Raw genomic sequence first — 510 nt, forward strand, 5'->3', positions numbered from 1 at the left:
CTTTATCACCGAAAACTATCGCAACAGACGAACCATAAATATGGTAAATTGCACTCCTTTTTTTTGGTTTGACGGTTGATAAAGTCGCATAATGTCTAAAATTTGGTCTAAAGAAGAAACTCTATGGAGTTTTGCCTTATATGGCACTGCAGTAGGCGCTGGGACGCTATTTCTACCGATCCAGCTGGGTTCGGCTGGCGCGATTGTGCTGTTCATCACCGCGCTGGTCGCCTGGCCGCTCACTTACTGGCCCCACAAAGCGCTGAGCCAGTTTATTCTCTCGGCCAATATCGCGCCGGGAACCGGGATCACCGGCGCAGTTAATCACTACTATGGTAAGAAAATTGGCAACCTGATCACCGGCCTCTATTTCCTTGCCTTCTTTGTGGTGGTGCTCATCTACGCCGTGGCCATCACCAACTCGCTGGCCGAACAGGTGGCGCATCGCACGCCGATGACCCCAGGGCTGCGTGCGCTGCTGAGTCTGGGGGTCGTGCTGGTCCTCAACCT

General features: G+C 52.7%; 1 pseudogene. It reads left to right on the plus strand.

What is annotated here, in order from left to right:
- Positions 1 to 91: 91 nt before the first annotated feature.
- Positions 92 to 510 (plus strand): annotated as a pseudogene (locus HGP29_RS28690) (hypothetical protein); the annotation flags it as partial.

The sequence above is a fragment of the Flammeovirga agarivorans genome, from assembly GCF_012641475.1.
In the GTDB taxonomy this organism is placed as follows: Bacteria; Bacteroidota; Bacteroidia; order Cytophagales; family Flammeovirgaceae; genus Flammeovirga; species Flammeovirga agarivorans.